Here is an 18,422-nt window from a genome sequence, read left to right as displayed (position 1 = left end):
ATGAGTTATACGCTAGGGCAATTGGCAGAAAAAGTGGGGGGGGTCGTCAAAGGCGATCGTAACCTCGTCATTGATAAATTGGGGACGCTTGAAAAAGGCACAAAAAACGAATTAAGTTTTTTAGCTAACCCTAAATATCAAAGCCAGCTTGCAGAGACTAAAGCGGGTGCTGTCCTAGTAAAAACCGAAGAGCTGGCGATTGCTCTTGATCATGCCATTATTGTTGCTAACCCTTACCTTGCGTTTGCGCAATTATCACATCTATTTGTTCCACTAAAAGAATCCTGGTTAGGAGTACATGCTTCTGCTGTTGTGGCCGACGATGTGCAGTTGGGTAGCAATGTAGTAATTGGCCCGAATGCGGTGATCGACAGTGGTGTCACCATCGCTGACGGTTGTGTGATCGGTGCTGGTAGTGTGGTTAGCAGAGGTTGTAAAATAGGTCGGGCAACACGTTTATATCCCAATGTCACCTTTTACCATGATGTGGAAGTGGGAGCGGATTGTATTTTTCACAGTGGTTCAATTATTGGAGCAGATGGTTTCGGTTTTGCGCCAGATAATGGTCAATGGGAAAAAATCGATCAGCTTGGCAGTGTGGTGATTGGCGATCGAGTGGAGATAGGTTCTAGTACGACGATTGATCGTGGTGCGCTTGAAAGTACTCAAATTGGTCACGGCGTTAAAATTGATAATCAAGTTCAAATTGCTCATAACGTTGTAATTGGCGATAATACCGCCATTGCTGCTGGAGCAGCGATAGCAGGGAGTGTAAGGATAGGTGCTTTCTGTACAATTTCTGGTTGCGTAGGGATTGCGGGCCATATCACAATCACAGATCATGTTCATATCACAGCGATGAGTATGGTCAGTAAATCGATTCCAGAAGCGGGCTCTTATTCCTCAGGAATGGGGATGGAACCAACGCCTAAATGGCGTCGTTCTGTCGCACGCATTAGACGAATTGATAGTATGGCGAAGCAAGTTACAACACTGGAAAAGAAAATTAATAAGCTTTCAGAAAAGGTTGATGTTTAATGATGGACGTAAATGAAATTCGTCAGTATTTACCTCATAGGTACCCGTTTTTACTAGTTGATCGTGTTGTTGAGTTAAATCTGAACGATTCCATCGTGGCGTATAAGAATGTAACGGTGAATGAACCATTTTTTAATGGTCATTTTCCAGATCATCCAGTAATGCCTGGTGTATTGATTATTGAAGCCATGGCGCAAGCGGCCGGTGTTCTCGGTTTCAAAACAATGGATAAGACACCAGAAGACGGTTCTATTTATTATTTTGTTGGGTCTGACAATGCTCGATTTAAGCGCCCTGTTGTGCCTGGTGATCGTCTACAATTAGAAGCAAAGATCATTGCTGAAAAACGTGGTATCTGGAAATTCGAGTGTAAGGCAACCGTTGACGGCCAGCTTGCTTGTTCTGCAACCATCATGTGTGCTGATAGGAAGTTATAGTGGCGATACATCCAACTGCTTTAGTCGATCCGAACGCTGAACTTGATCCAAGTGTTGAGATTGGGCCATTTTCTGTGATCGGAGCGAATGTTAAAATTGGAGCTGGTAGTGTTATTAAATCTCATGTGGTGATAAATGGTCATACCGAGATTGGTGAAAATAACGAAATTTACCAGTTTGCTTCCGTTGGAGAAGCAAACCAAGACAAAAAGTACAAGGGTGAGCCAACTCGTTTAGTCATAGGTCATAGTAATGTGATTCGAGAAAATGCCACGATTCACCGTGGTACTGTTCAGGATAAGGGCATTACTGTAATCGGTAGCCATAATTTATTTATGGCTAGTACACACATAGGTCACGATTGTGTTGTTGGTGACAACAATATTATGGCGAACTATGCCGCTTTAGCGGGGCACGTGAAGTTAGGCGATAATGTCATTCTGGGTGGTTATACTGGGATTCATCAATTTTGTCAGGTGAACTCTTATAGCATGTGTGGCATGGGATCCATGGTTTCAAAAGACGTACCAAGATTTATCATGGTGTCCGGTAATCCGGCTAAAGCCCATGGTATGAATTTTGAAGGCATGCGTCGTCGTGGTACATCGAAAGACGTGATACGTGCACTGAAAAATGCGTATAAAAGTGTTTACTTGAAAGGGCTAACATTGGAATCTGTATTGAATGAATTGGAGCAAAGCCCAGACTATTCAATCCCTGAAGTGGCAAAATTTGTCATGTCGATTCGAGCGTCTGAGCGCGGGATAATTCGATAACTCCCCCATAGAAAAAGAAAACCCCGGAACGCTTCGGGGTTTTTTTGTTATTAGAGGTTGTGTTAATGAAAGTGACGTCGACAGCACGTTACGTGTTGGTTGCCGGAGAAGCATCTGGTGATATTTTAGGGGCGAATTTAATAAAGCATTTAAAAGCCTTACAGCCCGACGCTGTGTTTGAAGGTATTGGCGGACCTTTAATGGAAGCGGAAGGGCTAACCAGTATGGTGCCAATGGACCGATTATCAGTAATGGGGCTCGTGGAAGTTTTAGGTCGCTTAAAAGAGCTGTTGGGCATTCGTAAGCGCCTTTACCAATCCTGCGAGGTAAATCCCCCAACAGCATTTATTGGGATAGATTCGCCAGATTTTAATCTACCATTGGCTAGAAAACTAAAACAAATCGGCATTCCGACGGTGCATTATGTGAGTCCATCTGTTTGGGCTTGGCGTCAAAAACGCATCTTCAAAATTAAAAAATCAATTGATTTGATGTTGGCCTTGTTTCCATTTGAGTTACCTATTTATCATCAACACAATATTCCAGTGGTCTGTGTTGGTCACACCTTGGCGGATGAAATTCCTCTAGAGAGTGATCCTCAACAGGCTCGTGAAGTGTTAAATTTGGGGTCAATAACTGGTCCAGTGTTTGCGGTTTTACCTGGCTCACGTGAAGGGGAAGTCTCGCGACTCGCTCCTTTGTTTGTTGAGACCATTAAGTTGATTAAACAGCAGGAACCTCAGGCGACGTTTCTAATGCCCGCCGCGAATCAAGCCAGACGCGAACAAATAGAAGCTATTTTACAAGAAGCGAATACGCAAGCCGTGATTACAGACGGTCAATCACGTACCGTGATGGCCGCTGCCGATGCTATTTTGTTGGCATCTGGTACGGCGGCCTTAGAGGCCATGCTGGTAAAGCGTCCTATGGTCGTGGCGTATAAGGTGAATCGTTTAACCTTTGAGATTATGAAACGTATGATTAAGGTGCCTTATGTGTCTCTGCCGAACTTATTGGCCAATGAGACGCTTGTGCCTGAGTTATTGCAAGATGATGCCGTACCAGAAAGTTTGGCCATACGTTTAGTGCAAACTTGGCAATCTTTTCGACAGGATAAGCAAATACAGCAAAAGTATTTGGATTTACATCAAATGCTACGAAAAAATGCCGGAGAGCAAGGCGCAAAAGCGATTGTTAATATGTTGTCGGATAAGGAAGTCTAATGGAACCTTTCGTAAGCGAGTTGTACTCAGGCACTTTGTTAGCCGGTGTAGATGAAGCGGGCAGAGGGCCGTTGGCTGGTGACGTCGTCGCGGCCGCTGTGATTCTAGATCCGCATCAACCTATTGCCGGTCTTGCTGATTCTAAAAAACTGTCTGAGAAAAAGCGTGAAGCACTGTTTGACGAAATACAAGACAAGGCTCTGTGCTATGCCATTGCCAGTGCGAGTATTGAAGAAATTGATCAATTGAATATTTTGCACGCTAGCATGCTGGCGATGTCGCGTGCAGTGGCGATGTTATCGCCTATGGCGGAACATTGTTTAATTGATGGTAATCGTTTACCACTCAATTTACCTTGCCCTGCCGAAGCTGTGGTGAAAGGGGATGCTCGACATGCGGCTATTTCGGCGGCATCTATTTTGGCGAAAGTGACTCGTGACAGAGACATAGTAAAAGCCGCCGATTTGTACCCAGAGTATGGTTTAGAAAAGCATAAAGGTTACCCAACAGCATTGCATTTAGAGGCCATTCGACAATTTGGTGTGACGCCTTTGCACAGACGCAGTTTCGCACCTGTTAAAAAGATTCTAGAGGGATAAATTTTGTCCGCATCGTTCATACATTTAAAAGTGCATACTGAGTTTTCCTTAGTGGATGGCTTAGTCAAAGTCAAAGGCCTGTTAGGGACAACGGAATTAATGTCCATGCCGGCGGTGGCAATCACAGATGAAAATAATCTATGTGGCTTTGTGCGTTTTTATAAGGGTGCTATGGATAAAGGCATCAAGCCCATTTGTGGCACTGATGTTGTTATCGCGGATGATACGGGAGAATTGGAATCTCGTTATCGTATGACCTTGTTGGCGATGTCCAATAAAGGTTACAAAAACATCATAGAAATCATTTCTAAAGGGTATCAGTTAGGGCAAGTAGAAGGTCGACCTATTATTCAGCGTGAATGGATCGAGGCGTCTAGTGAAGATGTGATTGCCTTATCAGGAGCTGGTTATGGTGACATTGGCTTGTTGTTGCAAAAAGGACGTCCTGAGCTAGCGAAACAGCACTTGTCTTACTGGATGTCGGTGTTCCCTGATCGCTTTTATGTGGAGTTGCAGCGGACCAGTCGAGCGGGAGAAGAAGACTACATTCATGCTGTTGTCCCTCTGGCTGCTGAGCTTGGTTGTCCAGTGGTGGCGACTAATGACGTGCGCTTTCTAAAACGAGAAAACTTTGAAGCCCATGAGGCACGAGTGTGTATTCATGATGGTGTCACACTTGATGACCCTCGACGAGTACGTCGTTATTCGGAAGAACAGTACTTTAAAACGCCTGAAGAAATGGCAGAACTGTTCCAAGACATTCCAGAAGCCTTGGAAAATACCGTTGAAATTGCCAAGCGTTGTAGTGTCGATGTCTTGCTGGGTAAGTATTTTTTACCAGATTATCCCGTGCCAGATGGCATGACCATGGAGGAGTTCTTTAACAAGCTTTCTTTCGATGGTTTGAAAGAGCGTTTTGATGTTTTGGTGCTGAAATACGGTGAACGTATTGAAAAGCGTCGCCAGGAATATTGGGATCGTCTGGATTTCGAATTAAACATTATTAACCAGATGGGGTTCCCTGGTTACTTCCTGATCGTAATGGACTTTATACAATGGGCGAAGGATAACGACATTCCGGTTGGCCCTGGTCGAGGTTCTGGTGCGGGTTCTTTGGTGGCCTACGCGCTAAAAATTACCGATCTTGATCCGCTTGAATACGATTTGCTGTTTGAACGTTTCTTGAATCCAGAGCGGGTATCCATGCCTGACTTTGATATCGACTTTTGTATGGATAACCGAGACAAGGTAATTGATTATGTGTCGCGTACTTATGGTCGTGATGCGGTCTCTCAGATCATTACCTTTGGTGCCATGGCAGCAAAAGCCGTTGTTCGAGATGTCGCACGAGTGCAAGGCAAGCCATACAGTCTTGGTGATAAGCTGTCTAAGTTGATTCCTTTTGAAATTGGCATGACACTCAGTAAGGCGCTGGAAGAAGAGCCTGCGTTACCCGAATTTTTATCTTCTGACGAGGAAGCGGCTGATGTCATGGAAATGGCCATGTCCCTTGAAGGGGTGGTCAGAAACTTTGGTAAGCACGCTGGTGGTGTGGTCATCGCACCCACTAAGCTGGTTGATTTCGCACCACTGTATTGTGAAGAAGACGGCTCGGGCTTGGTAACTCAATATGACAAAAACGACGTAGAAGAAGCCGGTCTGGTGAAGTTTGACTTCTTGGGCTTGAAAACCTTGACCGTCGTCGATTGGGCCGTGAAAAACATTAATGATATTCATGCCTTAGAAGGCAAGCCGCCATTGGATATCGCGCTGATTGATCTGGAAGATAAATCCACATACGACTTACTGCAAAGAGCCGAAACCACGGCGGTATTCCAGCTGGAATCCCGTGGTATGAAAGAATTGATTAAAAAGCTATTACCATCTCGTTTTGAAGATATTATCGCCTTGGTGGCCTTGTATCGTCCGGGGCCGCTTGGTTCCGGCATGGTAGACGACTTTATAAACCGTAAGCACGGTCGTTCTGAGTTGGCTTTCCCGCACCCTGATTACCAGCACAATGATTTGATTCCAGTATTGGAACCTACCTACGGCATCATCTTGTATCAAGAGCAGGTAATGCAAATTGCTCAGGTGTTGGCGAAATTTAGTCTGGGTGGTGCCGATCTACTGCGTCGAGCAATGGGTAAAAAGAAAGCTGAGGTGATGGCGGAACAGCGTTTGATCTTTATGGAAGGCGCGCTTAAAAACAACGTCGATAAGGATTTGTCCGGCAACATCTTTGATTTAATGGAGAAGTTTGCGGGTTATGGTTTTAACAAATCTCACTCGGCTGCCTATGCATTAGTCTCTTATCAAACCGCTTGGTTGAAAAATCACTATCCGGCGCCTTTTATGGCTGCCGTTTTGTCTGCCGATATGCAGAACACCGACAAAATCGTTATTTTTATCGAAGAATGTCGATCGATGAATCTGGCGCTGGAATTGCCCAACGTCAATGAGTCGGTATATAAGTTTACGGTCAACCCCAAAGAGGCCATAGTGTATGGTTTAGGTGCCATTAAAGGGGTAGGTGAAGGCCCGATTGAAGCCATTGTGGAGGCCCGCAAAGATGGTCCGTTTGAGCACATTTTTGATTTCTGTCAGCGTGTAGGCAAGAAGGTTAATAAGCGTGTTATGGAAGCGTTAGTGCGTTCTGGTGCATTTGATACCATAGGGCCAAACCGTGCAACCTTATATGCTTGCATCGACGAAGCCTTGAAACGAGCAGTGCAAGACGCAAAGAACCAAGATGCAGGTATGATGGATCTGTTCGGTGTTGCTGTTGAAGAGAACACAGAAGATGCTTATAAGGAAATAGGTATCCAACATGAGTGGCCAGGAAGACAGCGTTTAGACGGTGAAAAAGACACCCTAGGTTTGTACGTAACAGGTCACCCCATTGATGAGTATGAAAAGGAGGTCAGACGTTTTGCACGCTCGAAAATCGTCGATCTGCAACCTAAGCGTGGCGATACCCAAGTTATGGCCGGGTTGATTGTGGATTTGCGTGTAACAAAAAGTAAAAAAGGTGGTAATATTGCATTCGTCACATTGGATGATCGCTCAGCTCGTATTGAGGTGACGGTGTTCCCTGATAACTATGAAAACTTCAAAGACGTTATTGTCAAAGACGAAGTGGTTGTGGTGGAAGGGGAGATTTCAGTAGACGAGTTTCGTGGTGGACAGAAAGTCATTGCCCGAAATGTACTTGATATTGCTCAAGCTCGTATTCGTTATGTCGAAGCATTACGAATCACTTGGAGTTCAGAGACAGTAACACCAGCTGAGATTCAGTCATTAGCAGATCAAATGTCAGAATTCCGCGGAGACGGTTGTGACGTGGTTATTGGGTTTGATACCCCAGAAGCTTTTGGTGATATCCGTTTGGGTTCAAGTTGGCGAGTTCGTCCAGATGACGATTTAATTCACCAACTACAGAAACAATACGGTAAACAAAATGTTCAGTTAGTGTATACTTAGGCTCATTTTATAATTTGTGCAAAGGAATGTGGCGTAGAATTACGTTTTATCGCTTTAGAGCAATTGGCATGATGCCTTTTGCCTTGTATTTGATGGTAACCAGACAGCAGTGTAGTTAACGATGAATTTAAATTATTTACCATTTGAGCAGCCGATTGCTGAGCTTGAACAGAAAATTGAAGAATTACGTCTAGTAGGCAATGATAACGAACTGAACATCAGTGATGAAATCAGTCGACTAGAAGACAAAAAAGTCGCCCTAACAAAGAGTTTGTTTAGCAACTTAGGCGCTTGGGAAGTTTCTCAACTTTCACGTCACCCTAAGCGTCCTTACACGCTGGATTATATTGAACACGTCTTTACGGATTTCGAAGAAATGCATGGTGATCGTCACTATGCTGATGACCGTGCCATTGTTGGTGGTATTGCGCGTCTAGATGGCCGTCCTGTGATGATCATTGGTCATCAGAAAGGCCGCGAAGTGAAAGAAAAAGTATTGCGTAATTTCGGTATGCCACGTCCTGAAGGTTACCGTAAAGCTTTGCGATTGATGGAAACCGCTGAGCGTTTCAATATGCCAATTGTTACCTTGATTGACACACCTGGGGCTTACCCTGGTATCGGTGCGGAAGAGCGTGGTCAGAGTGAAGCCATTGCTTACAACCTAGCGGTTATGTCGCGCCTAAAAACGCCTATCATTTCTACTGTCATCGGTGAAGGTGGTTCTGGTGGTGCATTGGCGATTGGTGTATGTGATGAACTGATGATGTTGCAATACGGTACTTACTCAGTCATCTCACCAGAAGGTTGTGCGTCTATCCTATGGAAGAGTGCCGAGCGTGCTTCTGATGCCGCTAAGGCTATGGGTATCACCGCTCCTCGTCTGAAAGAGCTTGGCTTAGTGGATACTATTATCCAAGAACCAATGGGCGGTGCTCATAATGCTCATGAGCAAATGGCTCACAGCTTGAAAGAGAATATTGTTGCAGCGTTAGATCGAATGGAAGCTCTGACAACGGAAGAGTTGTTGGCGCGCCGTTATAACCGCTTGATGTCATACGGCTTATAATCGATTGATTTGCTAAAAAGCCTCCTGATTGGAGGCTTTTTTGTTTCTGCTGTAGGCGCTTAGTAGAAGGGTTAACTTAATATGAGTTTTCAACAACACCCACCTTTAACCTCTTCGGCTGAATTAGAGTTTAACTCGGTTTGGTTGGCGTCTTTGTTTGCGCAGGCAGACAAGGTTTGGGTGGCTTACAGTGGTGGTGTTGATTCGCATGTTCTATTGCATGCCTTGGCGGCGCAAATTACGCCTGAGCAAAAAACTAAGCTCTCAGTGATTCATGTACACCATGGTTTAAGCCCACATGCTGATACATGGTTAACTCACTGTGAGCAAGTTTGCCAAGCGCTTAATGTGACCTTTTATGCTCAAAAAGTAACCCTGAAAGCGCAAGCTTCATTGGAAGACGCAGCTCGAAAAGCAAGGTATCAGGTCTTTGAGGAAAGCTTGTCAGCTAATGATGTTTTGCTTTTGGCTCATCACCAAGGAGATCAAGCGGAAACGGTTTTGTTTCGATTGGCTAGAGGTACTGGAACCAAAGGGTTAACGGGCATGCCAGCGGTTCGAGCTTTGGGGGATCAAGGGGCTTGCTTGGTACGGCCATTTTTGTCGATCAATAAGGCTCAAATAGAAGGTTATGCTGGGCAACATGGTTTGCATTGGGTGGAAGATGAGTCCAATCTAAATGAGCGTTTTTCGCGTAATTTTTTGCGTCAAAAAGTCATTCCCTTAATGAAGACATATTTTCCAAATATGGAACAGAGTGTCTCCTTCATGACGCAGCGAGTCACTACAGACTACGAAATGTTGGTAAGCTTGTCGGCACAGCAATTATCGAATGTGTCTAATGCTGATGGTGGATTGGATTTGAGTTGGTTGTATCAACAGCCAACTCTGCAAAGACGCTTTTGGTTACGACAATTTATAGAGCAAAAAAATAACAGTTTAACGCAAGCGCAATGTGACAGCGTCCTTAACATGTTTGCTGGTGGTGAAGATAAGCAGCCGGAGTTCGTGTTTGCTGATGGTCGCTTGATGCGTCATCAAAATGCCTTGTATGTACTGCCAAGTGAGTGTCCAGTTGAATATGGTCCATTAGTGATTGGCCAAGTGAAAGCGCGAAGGTTTGACCAACTTAGATTAATTCAAGGGGAGGGGGTTGAACTGAAAGCGCGACCTTTGGGAGCCAAGTTACTGTTGTCAAATGGGCAGACTCGATCATTGAAGAAATGGTTTAACGATCATCAGATTCCGGTTTGGTGGCGAGAGCATTTGCCCTATTTGTTTATTCAAGATGAGTTAGTCGCGATTGCTAGCTTATGGCGTCACCCTGATTATGGCCACCTTCAATTCGAGTGGCGACCAAGTGCAAGTTTACCCTTTCCTAATCATCACTAAAGTTGAATAAGCCAATCCGCGTACTCTTTCGTTTGGGCGACTTGCTCAGCATTGAGCGCATCGTTTTGTTGAATTCTACTCATGGCTTGTTGATAAGATAGGCCCCACACTGTCTGATGCCTTAATGCTAATCGTTCGATTGCAGTGGGTAACGGAATATCTAGAAACCAGCGTTCATGGTAATAATCACTGGCTTTCTGCCAATCCACCTCGGGTAAGAATAAATAGAGTCCTTCAATCAAGATGACTTTGGTTTGTTGTGGAACGGATAGATGATTGTCAATTGGGTCACCTAACGCATGATCAAAACCTGGCCATTGGCAGTCTTGGGTTTGATAGGCTTCGGCAATTTTAGCGACATACTGGGAGAATTTATGATGATCAAATGTCCAAGCTGCACCACGACGGGTAAATGCCTCATCGGCGTTTGGTAAATTACGTAAGGTTTGTTTGGGGAGGTGGAAGCCATCCATGGATAGGCAAACGACCTGTGAAGGACGTTGGGCGTTAAAGTGTTCAGCCAAGTAGTTGGCAAAAGTACTTTTTCCAGAACCAGGCCCACCCGCTAGAGCAATCAAACGTCGTTTATCTTGCTGTAAATGGTTCTGTATTTTTTCGATCGCTTGTTCTGCATCTGGTATGTGCTGGTAGGGATGGGGTCTTGTATTCATTTGGTCAGCTGCTCATGGATCTGAATGGTTTCTAGACATTCTAGGATATTTTCTGAACCTTAACGGGTTTTGCTGCGTATCAATATTACCTACTAAAGAAGCGTCGAGGCCATCCAATATGGAATTAAAAGAATTAAAACGTACTCAACATTTTGACAAGGTAAAGTTGCACTCCTTGGAATCGAATCTATATCAATTATCGGTTGTGGTAAATGGGAAGGAGGATTATGTCATGGATGGTAAGGGGCGCTTTATGACCAGTCATAATAAGCTTGAGCTGCAATCCTTGTTTAAGGAGAAGCAAGTAGACGCTATGGTGCTATGTCACCAAAGCGCTTACGATGAGATGGTTGGACAGCCGCCAAGCATGGCGGGAAATATTTTGGAAGTGCCGCTGGGTAATACTGATATGGCTTAATCTTTAATCCGTTACTGTAGTACTTGCATCTTTTCATTAGTGTCTTCTTTTTGTGAGAAGATCTTAGCGTGGCCTAACGTTGCATTAGCGTGTTCACGCATAATAGACTCTGCACGGCTGCTTTGACCTTGGCTAATGGCATCAAACACAGCGTGATGTTGCATATGAGCGAAGTTAAAGCGGCGAAATTCCAGTATTAAGTTATTGCGATCAAAAGCCAGTGCACTCACAGAGGCGAAGGGTAAGTGTTCATTGCGACTAAGCGCTTCAGCAATGGCAGGATTATTACTGGCATCAATAATGATTTGATGGAAACGCTGATTGATGTCGTGATACAGCGCTAAGTCCTGTTCATCGAGTTGACCATTTTCAAACAGCTGATCGCCCGCCTGAAGCAGTTGTCTTAGTTCCATCTTTTGCGAATCCGACAAACCATTTTCCGCTGCTTGTCTAGCGGCCAAGCCTTCAAGTACACCTCTAACTTCAATGGCGCCTGTGATGTCAGACAGAGTAACTTGTCGGACTTCGTAGCCGCGCGCTGGCCGCTTGGTTAATAGGCCTTCTTGCTCCAATGTCCGAAATGCAATGCGAATTGGGGTTCGTGACACACCGAGTCGTTCGGCTGTCGGAATTTCAGCGATTCGTTCTCCTGCCGCCAGTTCACCGGACAACACCATTTGCCTTAATCGGCTGATTACTTCTTGTCCAGATTTGCCCATGCGCTGTCTCAGTTCTAGATTAAAGAAAGAGAGGATAATAGCGCATATTGTGAGAATGTGAAAATTGGATCCAATTTGACGTGCTTTTCCATTTAAACATTGTTTGATGCATTCAAAAAAGAATAATTGGATCCAATTTTGTGATAAACGTCTTGTTATTATGTGCTTTTGTTTTATATTGGATCCAATAAATACAATAAAAAGTAGGAGAGACATAATGAAGCAACAAACCTATCCCAAAAATGCTTGGTATGTGGCGGCCATGTCTGAAGAGGTGGCGGGCAGCAAACCTCTTGGCCGCAAAATTTGCGGTGAAAGCATTGCGTTTTACCGTTCTCATGACGATCAAATCGCCGCCGTTCTCGACTTTTGTCCGCATCGTGGTGCGGCTTTGTCTATAGGCTATGTGGAAGATGGACTTTTGGTATGTGGGTATCATGGCTTAAAAATGGGGGCCGATGGTAAAACTAAGTCTATGCCACTGCAGCGAGTTCAAGGTTTTCCATGTATGAAATCCTATGCTGTTGAAGAGCGTTATGGGTTTATCTGGGTTTGGCCTGGCGAACAAAGTAAAGCAGACAGGGCTTTGATTCCTCATTTAGAGTGGGCGGACAATCCAGAGTGGGCTTACGGTGGCGGCCTTTACCACATTAACTGCGATTATCGTTTGATGATTGATAACCTGATGGATCTGACTCATGAAACCTATGTTCATGCGAGCAGTATCGGACAGAAAGAAATTGATGAATCGCCTGTTGATACTAAAGTGGATGGCGATAAAGTGATTACCAGTCGTTTCATGGAAAATATTATGCCTCCGCCATTCTGGCAAGCAGCGTTACGCGGAAACGGTTTGGCGGACGATGTGGCGGTTGATCGCTGGCAAATTTGTCGTTTTAGTCCACCTTCTCATGTGATGATTGATGTTGGTGTAGCGCATGCTGGGCATGGTGGTTTTGAGGCCAGTAATGACCATAAAGCCAGCAGTACAGTGGTGGATTTTATTACCCCAGAAAGTGACACCTCGATTTGGTATTTTTGGGGTATGGCACGAAACTTTAACCCTGAAGACAAAGCGCTGACAGACAATATCCGAGAAGGGCAAGGGGCTATTTTTGCTGAAGATTTAGAAGTCTTGGAGCGCCAGCAGGAGAATTTATTGGCATTTCCCGACTATGATTTATTGAAATTAGACATTGATGCTGGTGGGGTGCAGTCTCGCAAAATCATTGAACGCATTATTGCACAAGAGCAACAAGCGAATGTCGAAACAGTAGCATCAGATGGTCCGCTGCAAGTGATTTCTTTTTAGTCGGTTCGGGAATGAGGTTGTCGAAATGATTCCAGTGGTTGTAAAAAATATTGTCGAGGAAGCGCACAATGTTGTGCGTCTCGTCTTGGGGAGCCGTGATGGTTCAGAATTACCAGCTTTTGAAGCTGGGGCGCACATTGACTTGCATTTGCCGAGTGGTTTGATTCGCCAATATTCTTTGTGTCGTTTGCAAGTTGAACCACAGTATTATGAAGTGGCGGTGCTGAAAGATCCACAATCACGTGGTGGCTCTGAAGAAGTGCATCGCCTGACGATTGGAAACGAGCTTGCTGTTAGTGCGCCACGTAACCATTTTAGTTTGGTCGACAGTCCTCGTCACAGTGTGTTGATCGCCGGTGGTATTGGCGTGACGCCCTTATTGCCGATGGCGCAACAGTTGCAAAAACAAGGTCGATCTTTTGAGTTTCACTATTGTGCCAAAACGCCTGAGAAAGCCGCGTTCTCGGCGTCGTTAAAAACGGCTTCTTTTGCTGACAAAATGGCTTTTCATTTTAGTCAGCAGGCAGATTCTGGTCGCATGGACATGGTGAGTGTCTTATCTCGTCATGCTTCTGATAGTGAACTTTATGTGTGTGGCCCAGCAGACTTTATTAATGACGTTTTATCTCAAGCTCGAATGCAAGGCTGGGCAGAAGAAAGATTACATCGAGAGTTTTTTGCCGCGCCAGACCCATCAGAGGACGAATCTGATAATGCTGCTTTTCAAGTGAAAATTCAAAGTACAGGGGAGTTGATCGACGTATCTGAGCATCAAACTATGTACGAAGCACTGGATAATCATGGGGTCTTTTTGGCTGTATCATGTGAATCTGGTGTGTGTGGAACCTGTCAAACGGGTGTGGTGAGCGGCACCCCAGATCATAGAGATGTGTTCTTGACTGAAGCGGAGCGACAACAAGGAAAATGGGTTATGCCGTGCTGCTCTCGTTCTAAGACGAAGATTCTAGAATTGGACTTATAAGGCACGCTTTTTATGTGTGCTATTTTTTGCCTTGAATGAATGCAAAACAAGGATGTTTTACATTGAGAGATGAGGCCAGCGATGCTATCATTTCCTCCCGTCCTGAAGGTGCATTTTTTAGCACCATCAAATTTTATATTTATTTATTTTTAAGGCGGGTTAAACACTCATGGCGACACGATATATTTTCGTAACAGGTGGTGTAGTATCATCTCTTGGTAAAGGATTGGCATCCGCTTCTTTGGCGGCCATTCTTGAATCTCGTGGGCTAAAAGTCACCATGTTAAAGCTGGATCCTTACATCAATGTGGATCCTGGCACCATGAGTCCCTTCCAGCACGGCGAAGTGTACGTCACAGAAGACGGTGCTGAAACCGATCTTGACCTTGGTCACTACGAACGTTTCATTTCTACTAAAATGGGTAAGCGTAACAACTTCACCAGTGGTCGTGTCTACCAACATGTATTGAAAAAAGAACGTCGTGGTGAATACCTTGGCGGTACAGTTCAAGTCATTCCTCATATCACAGATGAAATCAAACGACGTGTTATTTCTGGTGCCGAAGGTGCTGATGTTGCTTTGGTGGAAATCGGTGGCACAGTGGGGGACATCGAGTCTCAACCCTTTCTTGAAGCCGTTCGTCAATTAAAAGTGGAATTGGGCTCTCGCCGCGCTTTGTTTATGCATCTAACCTTGGTTCCTTACATCCGTACGGCGGGTGAAACGAAAACCAAACCAACTCAACACTCTGTGAAAGAACTGCGCTCGATTGGTATTCAACCAGACATTCTAATCTGCCGTTCTGAAGTGACAATTGAAGCACCAGAACGTAAGAAAATTGCTTTATTTACCAGTGTTGAAGAACGTGCGGTTATTTCACTACCAGATGCGGATACGATTTACCGTATTCCTCAGATGTTGAATGACCAAGGCTTAGACAGTTTAATCGTGGAATATTTCAACTTAGACTGCAATATGCCTGATCTGGGTATTTGGAATAAAGTAACGCAAGCTAAATTGAATCCTGAGAAGCAAATCAACATTGCCATGGTGGGTAAATACATGGAATTGTTGGATGCTTACAAGTCTTTGATTGAAGCCATGGATCATGCTGGTATTCATGCGCGTACGAAAGTGAAATTGCACTATATTGATTCCGAAAGCATTGAAGAAAATGGCACAGAAGTATTGAAAAATATGGATGCGATTCTGGTACCGGGTGGTTTCGGTGAACGTGGTGTCGAAGGTAAGATATTGACGGCTCAGTATGCTCGTGAAAACAAAGTACCTTACTTGGGAATTTGTTTGGGGATGCAGGTAGCGGTTATTGAATTTGCTCGTAATGTGGCAAAATTAGACGGTGCTCACAGCACTGAGTTTAATCTAAAAGCAGAGAACCCAGTTGTTGGTCTGATTACTGAATGGACCAATGCAGAGGGTTCCAAAGAAATCCGGTCAGAGGAATCCGATCTAGGTGGAACGATGCGTCTGGGCGCGCAAAACTGTAACCTAACAGAAGCAACAAACGCTTTTGAAGCTTATGGTGAAGCCGTGATTACAGAACGTCATCGTCATCGTTACGAAGTGAATAACTTCTACGTATCTGATTTAGAAAAGGCAGGTCTGACGATTTCAGGTCGTTCAGAAGACAACTCTTTGGTTGAAATGATCGAAATTGCCGATCACCCTTGGTATGTTGCTTGTCAGTTCCATCCAGAATTTACGTCAACACCTAGATATGGTCACGGCTTATTCAGTGCCTTTGTTCACGCGGCATTGAAATACGCAGGAAAAGAAAAATAAGTAAAGAGAGGCAATAAGTAAAAAGACGTTACTTATTACTTTCTGAAGCAAACAGGCTGTTTGTGATTTTTTATCTATTTAAAGAGGTTTGTTATGAGTCAAATCGTTGATATTAAAGCCAGAGAAGTATTGGATTCTCGTGGTAACCCTACTGTTGAAGCTGATGTTATTTTAGCAGATGGTTCAGTAGGTTCAGCGTGTGCACCGTCTGGTGCCTCTACCGGTTCTCGTGAAGCTTTAGAACTGCGTGATGGCGATAAAAGTCGTTATCTAGGAAAAGGTGTCTTAAAAGCCGTAGCGGCAGTGAATGGTCCTATCCGTGATGCTTTAATGGGTAAAGATGCGACGGCACAAGCCGAGCTAGACAAGGTGATGATTGACCTTGATGGCACAGAAAATAAATCGACTTTTGGTGCGAATGCTATCTTAGCGGTTTCTTTGGCGGCAGCGAAAGCCGCAGCAACCTCTAAGAAAGTTCCTTTATACGCCCACATTGCAGACTTGAACGGTACTTCTGGTCAGTATTCCATGCCTGTGCCTATGATGAACATCATCAATGGTGGTGAGCACGCTGATAACAATGTTGATATTCAAGAATTCATGGTTCAACCAGTAGGTGCGCCAAACTTCCGTGAAGCACTACGCTACGGTGCGGAAATTTTCCACGCACTGAAAAAAGTACTGAACGCACGTGGTTTGAATACAGCGGTGGGTGATGAGGGTGGTTTTGCGCCAAACCTTGCGTCTAACGCAGAAGCCCTTGCGGTGATCAAAGAAGCGGTTGCAGCAGCCGGTTACGAACTTGGTAAAGACATTACCCTTGCGATGGACTGTGCAGCGTCTGAGTTCTACGAAGACGGTAAATACAACCTGAAAGGTGAAGGCAAAGTCTTCACGTCAGAAGGTTTCTCTGATTACCTTGCAGAGTTATGTGAAGCTTATCCAATCGTTTCCATCGAAGATGGTTTGAATGAATCTGATTGGGAGGGGTTTGCTTACCAAACGAAGATTTTGGGTGACAAGATTCAATTGGTTGGTGACGATCTTTTCGTGACCAACACTAAAATTTTGAAGCGCGGTATCGATGAAGGCATCGCCAACTCTATCTTGATCAAGTTTAACCAAATTGGGTCTTTGACTGAGACGCTTGAAGCGATCAAAATGGCAAAAGATGCAGGCTACACGGCGGTAATTTCTCACCGTTCAGGTGAAACCGAAGACGCGACTATCGCTGATTTGGCTGTTGGTACTGCGGCAGGTCAAATTAAGACAGGTTCTTTGTGTCGTTCTGACCGTGTTGCTAAGTACAACCAGTTGCTACGTATTGAAGAGCAATTGGGTGGTAAAGCACCTTACAAAGGTCTTTCTGAGATCAAGGGTCAAGCTTAATTCTGTCTTGACCTAAAAAAGGGAGAACTTAGTTCTCCCTTTTTTTGTTTTTTTTCATGCTATTCCTTTGATAATAAGGGACAGGTTTTTTTAATCGTAGAGGATATTATGGCGCGTTTATTATTGGCTTTTTTTGTCTGTGCCATTGGATACCAGTGCTATCACCTATATTTTGGTGAGCAAGGGGTAAAACGTCAGGAAGAGCTGGCTAAGCAAATTGCTTATCAAGAACGCATTAATCAAAGATTGAAACATCGCAATGATGCCTTACGTGCTCAGGTTGAGGATTTACGTTTAGGTGAAGAAGCCGTGGAAGAGCATGTTCGTACAGAGCTTCAGTATATTAAAGATGGTGAAGTGTTTTATCGTATGGTGGAAAAAAGATGAGCCAGGCATTGTGGGTGATCATTCCTGCTGCGGGTGTGGGACAACGTATGTTGTCGGATTGCCCTAAACAGTATTTATCGTTGGCAGGCGAAACCATTTTGGACCGCACGATTGAGGTCTTTCTAACACACCCCTGTATTGCGGGCGTGGTGGTTGGCTTAGGCGCGAACGATGCCTATTGGCCAGGGTCAAAATGGTATAATAATCCAGGGGTAAAAACCTATCTTGGCGGTGCAGAACGCAGTGACACGGTACAAAAAGGTTTGCAGTTATTACGACTAATGTCGGTTGGGGTTGAGTGTCATGTGTTAGTGCACGATGCGGCACGTCCTTTGTTATCTCATACGGCGTTATCGCGTATTATTAAACATGACTCAGCACAGGGCGCATTGCTGGCAATGCCGTCAAAAGACACGGTGAAACAACAAGTGGATGTTCGCTCAGTTGAACCAACCCCTAACGTAAAAAGCACGTTAGATCGGAGACATATTTGGCTGGCTCAAACGCCACAAAAGTTTCCATTAGGGGCCTTATTAAACGCGTTGGGTCAGGCTCATATGGATGGCAAACAGGTTACGGATGAATGTTCAGCAATGGAATTACAAGGCTGGCAACCAGATTTGGTAATGGGTGAAAACAGTAATATTAAAGTGACATTGCCCGAGGACTTGGTGATTGCCGAGGCGCTTTTTTCACACTTCTTAAATTCAAAAGCGCATTAAG

At 44.6% G+C, this 18,422-nt stretch carries 17 protein-coding genes; 15 read left to right on the top strand and 2 right to left on the bottom strand.

Annotation, left to right across the window (positions count from 1 at the left end; genetic code table 11):
* The 8 genes from lpxD to tilS all read left to right on the top strand — a co-directional run bounded on the left by lpxD (position 1) and on the right by tilS (position 10,017).
* Positions 1-1,038, top strand: a complete 1,038-nt coding sequence (lpxD, locus tag MAR181_RS13355) for a UDP-3-O-(3-hydroxymyristoyl)glucosamine N-acyltransferase (protein WP_013797123.1) — start codon at positions 1-3, stop codon at positions 1,036-1,038.
* Positions 1,038-1,475: a 3-hydroxyacyl-ACP dehydratase FabZ gene (gene fabZ, locus MAR181_RS13350; RefSeq protein WP_013797122.1), complete on the top strand. Its 438-nt coding sequence runs from the start codon at positions 1,038-1,040 to the stop codon at positions 1,473-1,475. The genes lpxD and fabZ overlap by 1 nt, the downstream gene beginning before the upstream one ends.
* Positions 1,475-2,251 (top strand): acyl-ACP--UDP-N-acetylglucosamine O-acyltransferase, encoded by a 777-nt coding sequence (gene lpxA, locus MAR181_RS13345; RefSeq protein ID WP_013797121.1) that lies wholly within the window; start codon positions 1,475-1,477, stop codon positions 2,249-2,251. Before fabZ ends, lpxA begins: the two co-directional genes overlap by 1 nt.
* Before the next feature lie 65 nt (positions 2,252-2,316).
* Complete coding sequence (gene lpxB / locus MAR181_RS13340; RefSeq protein WP_013797120.1) at positions 2,317-3,474, top strand: lipid-A-disaccharide synthase; 1,158 nt, start codon at positions 2,317-2,319, stop codon at positions 3,472-3,474.
* Entirely contained in the window at positions 3,474-4,073 is a 600-nt protein-coding gene (gene rnhB, locus MAR181_RS13335; RefSeq protein ID WP_013797119.1) for a ribonuclease HII, read from the top strand. The genes lpxB and rnhB overlap by 1 nt, the downstream gene beginning before the upstream one ends.
* 3 nt (positions 4,074-4,076) lie before the next feature.
* On the top strand, positions 4,077-7,556 hold the full coding sequence (dnaE, locus tag MAR181_RS13330; protein ID WP_013797118.1) for a DNA polymerase III subunit alpha: 3,480 nt from the start codon (positions 4,077-4,079) through the stop codon (positions 7,554-7,556).
* Between the two features lie 121 nt (positions 7,557-7,677).
* Entirely contained in the window at positions 7,678-8,625 is a 948-nt protein-coding gene (accA, locus tag MAR181_RS13325) for an acetyl-CoA carboxylase carboxyl transferase subunit alpha (RefSeq protein WP_013797117.1), read from the top strand.
* Positions 8,626-8,706: 81 nt separating this feature from the next.
* The gene (tilS, locus tag MAR181_RS13320; protein WP_013797116.1) at positions 8,707-10,017 is read left to right on the top strand and encodes a tRNA lysidine(34) synthetase TilS; all 1,311 of its coding nucleotides are present in this window, start codon (positions 8,707-8,709) and stop codon (positions 10,015-10,017) included.
* On the opposite strand, the gene MAR181_RS13315 is transcribed toward tilS, so the two are convergent.
* Positions 10,014-10,688 (bottom strand): nucleoside/nucleotide kinase family protein, encoded by a 675-nt coding sequence (locus MAR181_RS13315; RefSeq protein ID WP_013797115.1) that lies wholly within the window; start codon positions 10,686-10,688, stop codon positions 10,014-10,016. The genes tilS and MAR181_RS13315 overlap by 4 nt on opposite strands.
* Before the next feature lie 118 nt (positions 10,689-10,806).
* Between MAR181_RS13315 and MAR181_RS13310 the strand changes: the two genes are divergently transcribed.
* Positions 10,807-11,106: a DUF6482 family protein gene (locus MAR181_RS13310; protein WP_013797114.1), complete on the top strand. Its 300-nt coding sequence runs from the start codon at positions 10,807-10,809 to the stop codon at positions 11,104-11,106.
* A gap of 11 nt (positions 11,107-11,117) precedes the next feature.
* Here the strand turns inward: MAR181_RS13310 and MAR181_RS13305 are convergent, their stop codons facing one another.
* On the bottom strand, positions 11,118-11,825 hold the full coding sequence (locus tag MAR181_RS13305) for a GntR family transcriptional regulator (RefSeq protein ID WP_013797113.1): 708 nt from the start codon (positions 11,823-11,825) through the stop codon (positions 11,118-11,120).
* A 217-nt stretch (positions 11,826-12,042) separates the two neighbouring features.
* Between MAR181_RS13305 and MAR181_RS13300 the strand changes: the two genes are divergently transcribed.
* From MAR181_RS13300 to ispD, 6 genes are all read left to right on the top strand, one after another.
* Positions 12,043-13,137, top strand: coding sequence for an aromatic ring-hydroxylating dioxygenase subunit alpha (locus MAR181_RS13300; protein ID WP_013797112.1), 1,095 nt, complete (start codon positions 12,043-12,045; stop codon positions 13,135-13,137).
* Positions 13,138-13,162: 25 nt separating this feature from the next.
* Positions 13,163-14,119 (top strand): PDR/VanB family oxidoreductase, encoded by a 957-nt coding sequence (locus MAR181_RS13295; RefSeq protein ID WP_013797111.1) that lies wholly within the window; start codon positions 13,163-13,165, stop codon positions 14,117-14,119.
* 169 nt (positions 14,120-14,288) lie between these two features.
* A complete protein-coding gene (locus tag MAR181_RS13290) occupies positions 14,289-15,923 on the top strand; it encodes a CTP synthase (protein WP_013797110.1) in 1,635 nt (544 codons plus the stop codon).
* A gap of 93 nt (positions 15,924-16,016) precedes the next feature.
* The gene (gene eno, locus MAR181_RS13285; RefSeq protein WP_013797109.1) at positions 16,017-17,312 is read left to right on the top strand and encodes a phosphopyruvate hydratase; all 1,296 of its coding nucleotides are present in this window, start codon (positions 16,017-16,019) and stop codon (positions 17,310-17,312) included.
* A 108-nt stretch (positions 17,313-17,420) separates the two neighbouring features.
* The gene (locus MAR181_RS13280) at positions 17,421-17,699 is read left to right on the top strand and encodes an FtsB family cell division protein (RefSeq protein WP_013797108.1); all 279 of its coding nucleotides are present in this window, start codon (positions 17,421-17,423) and stop codon (positions 17,697-17,699) included.
* Complete coding sequence (ispD, locus tag MAR181_RS13275; protein WP_013797107.1) at positions 17,696-18,421, top strand: 2-C-methyl-D-erythritol 4-phosphate cytidylyltransferase; 726 nt, start codon at positions 17,696-17,698, stop codon at positions 18,419-18,421. Before MAR181_RS13280 ends, ispD begins: the two co-directional genes overlap by 4 nt.
* The last annotated feature ends 1 nt before the right edge of the window (position 18,422 follow it).

The sequence above is a fragment of the Marinomonas posidonica IVIA-Po-181 genome, assembly GCF_000214215.1.
Taxonomy (GTDB): Bacteria; Pseudomonadota; Gammaproteobacteria; order Pseudomonadales; family Marinomonadaceae; genus Marinomonas; species Marinomonas posidonica.
This window is presented reverse-complemented; position numbering and strand designations above follow the sequence as displayed.